Origin of the sequence: Kitasatospora phosalacinea (genome assembly GCF_030268885.1) — a bacterium.
Lineage (GTDB): Bacteria > Actinomycetota > Actinomycetes > Streptomycetales > Streptomycetaceae > Kitasatospora > Kitasatospora phosalacinea_C.
In genome coordinates, this window is record NZ_BSSA01000064.1 from 1 (window position 1) to 6735 (window position 6735).

Below are 6735 nucleotides of genomic sequence, written 5' to 3' on the forward strand. Positions count from 1 at the left end.
ACCCGCTCCCGACGCTCTTGCTCCCGGGCAGTGAACCCGCCCCCCTGCGCGTATCGCACCCCAATGTCGTACCGCAGGGATCAAGGTCCGTCACCACCTACGACAAGGCGAGTTCAACCTGAGTAGGACGTCTCGGCGAAGCCGGCGCCGACCTCGCCGAGTGCGTGGAGCAGGCCCAAGGCACTCAGATGCTCTGCGGCCCGGCTCCCCGCGAGGGCCTACGCGAGGGCGGTGAACACGGCGCCCACAGCAAGGGCGTCCAGACCACGCCCGTGCAGGACAGCGCGTACCGCGGAGTCGATCCCTTCCAGCAGAACGGGCGGAAGCATCACGGCAACCGGATCGGCGGGAGTGTCCGCCCGCCCCACCACGAACCTCCCCCGCTCCGAGGACCGCACGGCCCGCCACCACCGCAGGTACGTGCGCAGGTACCGCCGTAGGTACCCCGGCGCCCGCCGGCCTGGCCCGGCATCCGCGCAGGTCACAGGCCGTTTCGGAGCGCTGGCAAAATCCGACAACCCCCTCTGTCTGCTCCTTCTCCTGGGTCCTGATGGGTGGTGGGTGGGTCGTGGTCGTGCGGTTGGACGGCCGGGGGTCCGACCCTACGGAGCCGTCGGACAGTGGGCTCCCGGCCGGTGCTGCTCGCCCCACCAAGGCGGCCAGCAGCCCGCCACCGCGGCCTGAGCAGCCGCCAGCGGCCCCCGATCACTTCCAGCGCATCCCGAGCTCGGTCAGGCGCTCGGCGCGGGTGTGGGGGATGCTGGTACGGCGGCTGCGGCTGTTGGCGATGAACAGCCCCAGGCTGATCTCCACTGTGGTGCCGTCGGCCAGCTGCAGCGCCTCTTTGTGCTTGCGGGGGACGTTGAGGTGGCCTTCGCGCTCGCGGTACTGGGTGGCGGCGGTGAGGTTGCGTTCCTCCTTCGCGGCGCGCGGGACCTTCGGGGCGGGCAGCTCCTCCGGCTCGAGCGGAGTCAGGCCGAGGACGTGCTCGCACATCCACTGCTGGGCCGGGCCGAGCTTGTCCCAGGCGGTCTGCTGCGCCCGCGCCCAGGCGGACAGGTCCTCGCCGTGGACGACCACGGTTCCCGGCGCCGTACCGGCGAGCTGGCCGCCGTCGGTGACGTGGCGCCAGGCCAGGGTGAAGCAGCGCTGCCACTCCACCGGCCAGGCCGGGCACCAGGCGGGGTCGATCTCGTCGAGGGCGGCCTTCCGGTCGGCCGGGAACGCCCCCGTCCAGTCCAAGCCGCTCTCGCCTGCCTCGGCGCGACGCTGGAGGGTCTCGGTGCGGCGCTGGGCGGTGCGCCAGTTCTTCAGGATCGTCCCGACGGGGCGCCCGTCCCACACGGCGTCGTTGGGCGGGCAGGCGTGGCCGTGCTCGGCCGCGTACCCGGCGACCGCGGTGAGGTTGTCGGTGAAGGCGGTGTCGAACGCGGACCACACCATGCCGAGGGCGTCGAGTTCGGCGATGCGCTTGTCGTCGAGGATGGCGGCGGCCTTGTAGCGGCGCTGGTCGGCCACCCACACCCCGAGCCGGTGCCCGGAGGGCGCCCGGTAGGCGCAGGGGACCTTCGCGTCGCCGAAGGCCTTCCGGTAGGCGGTCAGTTCCTCCAGGCCGCGGCGGAACTCCTCCTTCTCGGGCTCCAGGACCCGGGTGCGGACGAACGCGGCGATCACCGCCGGGTCGCGCTCGGTGGAGAACGACAGGAGCCGTTCCTCGCCGCCGGCGGAGCGGACCTCGTCCAGGTCCCCGGAGTGCCGCGGCTCGCGGGCCGGGCGGGTCTCGGACTACGGCAGGGCCAGGCGCTCGACGGCGGCTTCGTCGTGGGCCCGCAGGGCGAGGAGCACCTTCGCCAGCCCGTCGTACGCCTTCGAGGTCAGCAGGTCCTCCCCGCTCTCCCCGGCGGCCAGCAGCACCGGCACCACGATCGTGGCGACCTTCCCGGAGTCCGGGGTGGTGCGCAGCGCCCGCCCGACGGCCTGGACCAGGTCCACCATCGAGCCGCGCACGTCCGCGAAGAACACGCTGTCGCACGCGAACGTGTCCACACCCTCGGAGAGCGTCTTCACCGACGCCAGGACGTGCCGCAGCAGCCGCAGCCCATCCTCACGCCGCACCAGCTCCGAGAACTCCTCCAGCGCGGCCCGGCGCTGGGCGGGGGTGTGGTCGGCCTCCAGCCAGGTGGTGCCGACCAGCTCGGGGTTGGGGTGCAGCGCCGGATCCTGCTCCCACAGCGTCCGGGCGACGTCCGGGAGGCCGGTGCTCATCGCCCGCGCTTCGGCGACCAGGTGGTGGAAGGACAGGGTCCGGGACAGGTCCCACTCCGCGCACGCGGACAGCAGCGCGGTCTGCAGCGCCGCGAGCCGGGCCCCGCGGTACTCGAGCGACCGGACGTCCGCACCGCGCTGCTCCAGGCCCTGCAGCACGGGGTCGGCGACGTCGACGCACACGATCCGGTACGGGGCAACCACGCCGTCGGAAATAGCTTTTCCGAGCGGGTAGTCGTGCGCGACGGGCCCGAACAGCTCCTCGTCGTCCATGCTCGCGATCAGCTCGGCCGCCTCCACCCCAGCCTCCGCGGCCCGCTCGCGGTCGCGGTCCTTGAGCGCCCACACCCGCGCGGTGGCCGTCATGAACAACCTGCGGTCCGCGATGATCCGGGTGTTGTCCAGCACCGCCGCCCACGGCCGCCCCGCCGCACCGGACACCCGGTGCGCCTCGTCCACGACGGCGAGGGAGAAGGCCGGCAGGCCCATCCGGTGGGCCTTCTCCAGGTGCCCCAGGCCCACGCTGGCGTACGTGGCGAACACGGTGACGCGCTTCAGCCCGGCGGTGAGCTTCACCAGCTCGGCCGGGTCGGTGGTGCACCGCAGCCCCACCGGCTGCTCGTACCCGGTGAGCGAGCACAGCCCGACCATCCGCCCGCCGTGCCCTTCGCGCCGCCACACCGCCACCGTCTGCTCCAGCAGCGGCAGCGAGGGCACCAGCACCAGCGTCCGCTCCGAGCGCAGCCGCTCGGCGATGTGAACGGCCGTCAGCGACTTCCCCGCGCCCGTCGCCGCCCGGAGCTGGCACCGCAGCCCCTGGGGCGGCACCAGGGGCGACGCCGGGAGCGTCAGAAGTCGTACAGAGGCGTCAGCGGCCTCCTCCTGATTACGGCGAAGCCTTTTCATCATGATTCCGTACCCTTTTCCTTAATTTCGAACGGACCATTTCCAATGGGCTGCGGTACTGATGAGCGCTTACCGGCTGCACCGCGCCGAGAGCGCCGGACTGCGGTGGCAGGACGATCTGTGAGGCCCGGCCGTGCCCTGCTTGTCGGTGGGGTGCGTGAAGATCGTCGCCGACCCGGCCGCCGACCGCGGCCCGCTTCGATCAGGAGGCCCGTGATGATCCCCGTGATTGCGTTCACCGCCTGGGAGGGACCTCGGCGCGAGACGGTGAGGAGGATCCCCAGCTCTTCGGAAGAGGTCAAAGACTTCGTGGACGAGGCCCTAGGGTGCTTCACCAACCGCTACCCGTCCCAGCGGCAGCCGGCGTTCTTCTACAGGCGCGAACCGGAAGGCAGGTTTCCCTACGCCTGCCTCCGGGCGACGATCGACCACACCGGCAGCTACGCCGCTCTGCTCTGGTACGGCACAGGCCCCAAGGACGGGATCCACGACCGGCTGTGGCTCTCGGACAACCTGGAGCCCACGGGCGACGAGCCCGAGCTGATCGCGGACGACCACACGGGCGCGGTCTACGCCCCGTCCAGCGTCCTGCCCCTGGCCCAGATTGTGCCCGTGATCCACCAGTTCTGCCTCGACGGAACGGGCGAGCGTCCTGCTGGCATCAACTGGGTCACCGGTGAGTTCAACGGCTACCGCCACGGAAGTCGCACCGGAGGAGAGCCGGGCCAGGGCGCCTGAGCCGCACGGCCGTCGGCCTGCAGACACCCGGCCCCCGATGCCAGCCACCGCACCCGGCCCCGCGTGCTCGTCCTGGCCGGAGTGCCGCTCCCAGTCCCGCACGGCCACCAGGCCCGTGAGGATTCCGGGGGGCGTTGTTTGGGTGTGGGGTGGTCGTTGAGCTGGGGTGCTGTGGTTTGGGTGTGAGGGGTTTTCGGGGTGGTGGGTGGTCAGGGCGTGGTGTGTGAGCTGGGGTTGTGGTCGGTTCGCTGATGTGGGGTTCGCGTGTCGTGGGTGTTGTCTCGGTCTAAAGGCATTTTCGGTATTTTTGCTGGTCAGAGCGGTTCTGGATGGCGTGGTTGGTGGGTTTCGAGCAGGGTTTTCGGTTTGGCTTGCCGGGGGTTTTGGGTGGCTGGGGTGGCTGGGCGCTGTTCTCGGTGGGTGTGCGGTGTTCTCGCTCAGGTGCCAATTCGTGCTGGTGGTGGACGGTGCAGGGGATGGCCTTGGCCTGAGGCCGGTGGATCGGGCATGTGGTGTTTTCGGTGAGACCACGGTGTTCTCACCCGATCCGCGAGGTTCGGCGGGTGTGCTGTGTGGCGGCGGTGGGTGGTCGGTGCTGTCGCGGTGCGGGGTTGCTGCCTGCGGTGGTGGCGTCGGCGGGGTGGAGACCAGTCGCGGGTGTGGCTCTCTCCAGGGTGGTGGTGGGCCAGGGATGGTGTGGGGGGGAGGGCTGGTGGCGGGGTGGGGCAGGGGCGCCTGGGGGTGGCGGGAAGATTTTTCGCGCAAAGCATCCGGATCGGGGTGGGTGGTTGCGTGTACGGGGTGGGACAGGAGCCAAGAAGCCGTCCCGCTGAGCTCGTGCCGAGATCATTCACCCCTCCTCAGAAAGGGTCTTCGCCCCCGATGACCTGGCCGTCCTTTTTTCTGGGGGCAGCTGGGGCCGTTGCGCCCCTGCTGTTCCTTCCGTACGCGCTGGCCCGTGCCGGTGCGGCGGTGAACGCCTGGATCCACCTGCATTACGAGCTCGCGCGTGAGCGCGAGCGCCGTGCCACCGTGCTCGCCGCGGCGGGCGCCCTGCCGGGCGGGGGTGTCGTCGTCCACTTCGACGCCGGGCACCCGCAGTGGGGGGTGTGGATCCCCGCCGCGTCGGTCCCCGAGCCGGCTGATGCCGTGCCCCAGCTGCGGAGCGTGGCGTGACCGAGACCGAAGGCGGTACGCACCACCTGGACCCGGTGGAGGACTTCGAGGGGTTCGTCGCCTCCACCGCCGTCGGCTACCAGCGCGCTGCGTATCGCGAGACCGGCAACGTGCACGACGCCGAGGATGTCGTGCAGAACGTCCTGGAGAAGTTGTTCCGCACCCGTGAGAGTGTCGCCGCCCGCGGCGACGCCCTCACGGCGTACGGGTACAAGGCGATCCACTGGGCGGCGGTGGACCACCACCGCCGCAACGGCGGCCGGCAGTCCAAGGTCGTCACCGCGTTGAAGCTCTACAGCGAGGACGAGGCCACCGACGGCGGGATCCCGGACTACAGGGCCTCCGCACTCGGAGAGCGGATCGTGGAGCTCATCGGCGGGCTTCCTCCGCAGCAGCGCACCGCTGTGACGCTGCGCTATCTGGAAGAGATGGAGATCGAGGAGGTGGCGCGTTCCATGGAACTGGGCGAGGAAACCGTCAAGCGCTACCTCCGGGCCGCGCTCAAGGGGCTCGAGAAGATGATCAGGAACACCGGCAAGGAGGTGACGGTATGACGGAGTGGACTTCCGAGGCGTCCGAGGACATCCGCCTGCTCGCACTCTGCCACCTCTACACCGTCATCAGCTCCGACCCCGCTCACCGCTTCGGCGGTGCGCGGGGGGCGCGTACCGGAGGGGCACGGCCTGCGGGCCGTGCCCCCTTCGGGGGAGCATCCGACAGCCAGCGGCCGGCGGAGGACCCCTCCGCCGGCCTCTGGCCGCTACCCGGGCCCCTGCCCTCGGTGCGCCCGGACGGCGGGGCCGCTCCGGTGCGGCGATCGGAGGGACGATCGCTCTACGACCTGCTCGGGCACTGGATCGGCCGGGCATCGGGCGGGGCCGGAGGGGACGGATCCCTGGAGCGGCGGATCGCGGAAGAGTTCGAACGTCTTGGTCTGGAGCGGTTGGCTGTTGCCTGGTGGCGTGCCGCAGCACGTTCCGGTGATCCGGATGCAGCCGATTATCTGGAAATTCTGCGCGAAGAGAATCCGGATATCCCAGGGTTTTGCGAAGAAGTTTCCGCGATTGAACTCCACTTGGCTGCCATGAACTTCAGGCATGCCTACCTAGGGGCCTACTACGCTCGGAGGAGCGTTCGGGACTGGGTTGATGCACTGCGGTGGCCCCGTCGGCTGTCTGCAGAGAACGCCGCTGAATGGCTTCCCCGATCGAGGGTCGCTTGGCAGATGCGGGTGTACGAGGCATGCGAAACGCGAGAGGACGCACAGGAGTTGATCAGTGCTGCCGAACGCTACCTCGCAGAGAACGAGTACCTTGCCGCCGATGCCGACTGCGACCCGGGGAGGACACGATGACCGGGGCCATGGATGAGGGAGTTTCTAGCGATCACTGACGGCTGAGCGAGGCTCAGACATATCTCGGCACCTGCGGCGGCCGCCCTTGTAAGGGCGGCCGCCGCAGCCGTTCCTCGGCGGCAGGCGATGCTGCAGCCACAGGGCGATTGCAGGCGTGTCCGTCAGTCGCGGGTCTGTAAAAAGAACGGTGTAACTCCCGATCAAGGAAGTAGCACCTGATGACAGACGTGACCGTCTCGGCCGAGGCCGTGGAGGCCGTGCGACCGGTCGAGTTGCAGCCGGACGCCCTGGACGAC

Annotated in this window: 6 protein-coding genes; 4 read left to right on the forward strand and 2 right to left on the reverse strand. The window is 70.2% G+C overall.

What is annotated here, in order from left to right; translation table 11 throughout:
• Positions 1-705: 705 nt before the first annotated feature.
• Together QSK52_RS39645 and QSK52_RS39650 are read right to left on the reverse strand one after the other, a co-directional pair.
• A complete protein-coding gene (locus QSK52_RS39645) occupies positions 706-1674 on the reverse strand; it encodes a helicase associated domain-containing protein (RefSeq protein WP_352230361.1) in 969 nt (322 codons plus the stop codon).
• Between the two features lie 111 nt (positions 1675-1785).
• On the reverse strand, positions 1786-3174 hold the full coding sequence (locus QSK52_RS39650) for a DEAD/DEAH box helicase family protein (protein ID WP_352230362.1): 1389 nt from the start codon (positions 3172-3174) through the stop codon (positions 1786-1788).
• Positions 3175-3387: 213 nt separating this feature from the next.
• Here QSK52_RS39650 and QSK52_RS38610 point away from each other — a divergent pair, with 213 nt between their 5' ends.
• The 4 genes from QSK52_RS38610 (at position 3388) to QSK52_RS38625 (ending at position 6439) form a co-directional block, all read left to right on the forward strand.
• Complete coding sequence (locus tag QSK52_RS38610; RefSeq protein ID WP_285740962.1) at positions 3388-3909, forward strand: Imm1 family immunity protein; 522 nt, start codon at positions 3388-3390, stop codon at positions 3907-3909.
• Positions 3910-4791: 882 nt separating this feature from the next.
• Complete coding sequence (locus QSK52_RS38615) at positions 4792-5085, forward strand: hypothetical protein (protein ID WP_285740963.1); 294 nt, start codon at positions 4792-4794, stop codon at positions 5083-5085.
• Complete coding sequence (locus QSK52_RS38620; protein ID WP_285740964.1) at positions 5082-5639, forward strand: RNA polymerase sigma factor; 558 nt, start codon at positions 5082-5084, stop codon at positions 5637-5639. Before QSK52_RS38615 ends, QSK52_RS38620 begins: the two co-directional genes overlap by 4 nt.
• Positions 5636-6439, forward strand: coding sequence for a hypothetical protein (locus tag QSK52_RS38625; protein WP_285740965.1), 804 nt, complete (start codon positions 5636-5638; stop codon positions 6437-6439). The genes QSK52_RS38620 and QSK52_RS38625 overlap by 4 nt, the downstream gene beginning before the upstream one ends.
• Positions 6440-6735 lie beyond the last annotated feature (296 nt).

What these genes read in the sequence shown, in the direction of transcription:
- QSK52_RS38610 (WP_285740962.1), top strand. Translation starts at nt 3,388, where the DNA reads ATGATCCCCGTGATTGCGTTCACCGCCTGGGAGGGACCTCGGCGCGAG.
- QSK52_RS38615 (WP_285740963.1), top strand. Translation starts at nt 4,792, where the DNA reads ATGACCTGGCCGTCCTTTTTTCTGGGGGCAGCTGGGGCCGTTGCGCCC.
- QSK52_RS38625 (WP_285740965.1), top strand. Translation starts at nt 5,636, where the DNA reads ATGACGGAGTGGACTTCCGAGGCGTCCGAGGACATCCGCCTGCTCGCA.
- QSK52_RS39650 (WP_352230362.1), bottom strand. Translation starts at nt 3,174, where the DNA reads ATGATGAAAAGGCTTCGCCGTAATCAGGAGGAGGCCGCTGACGCCTCT.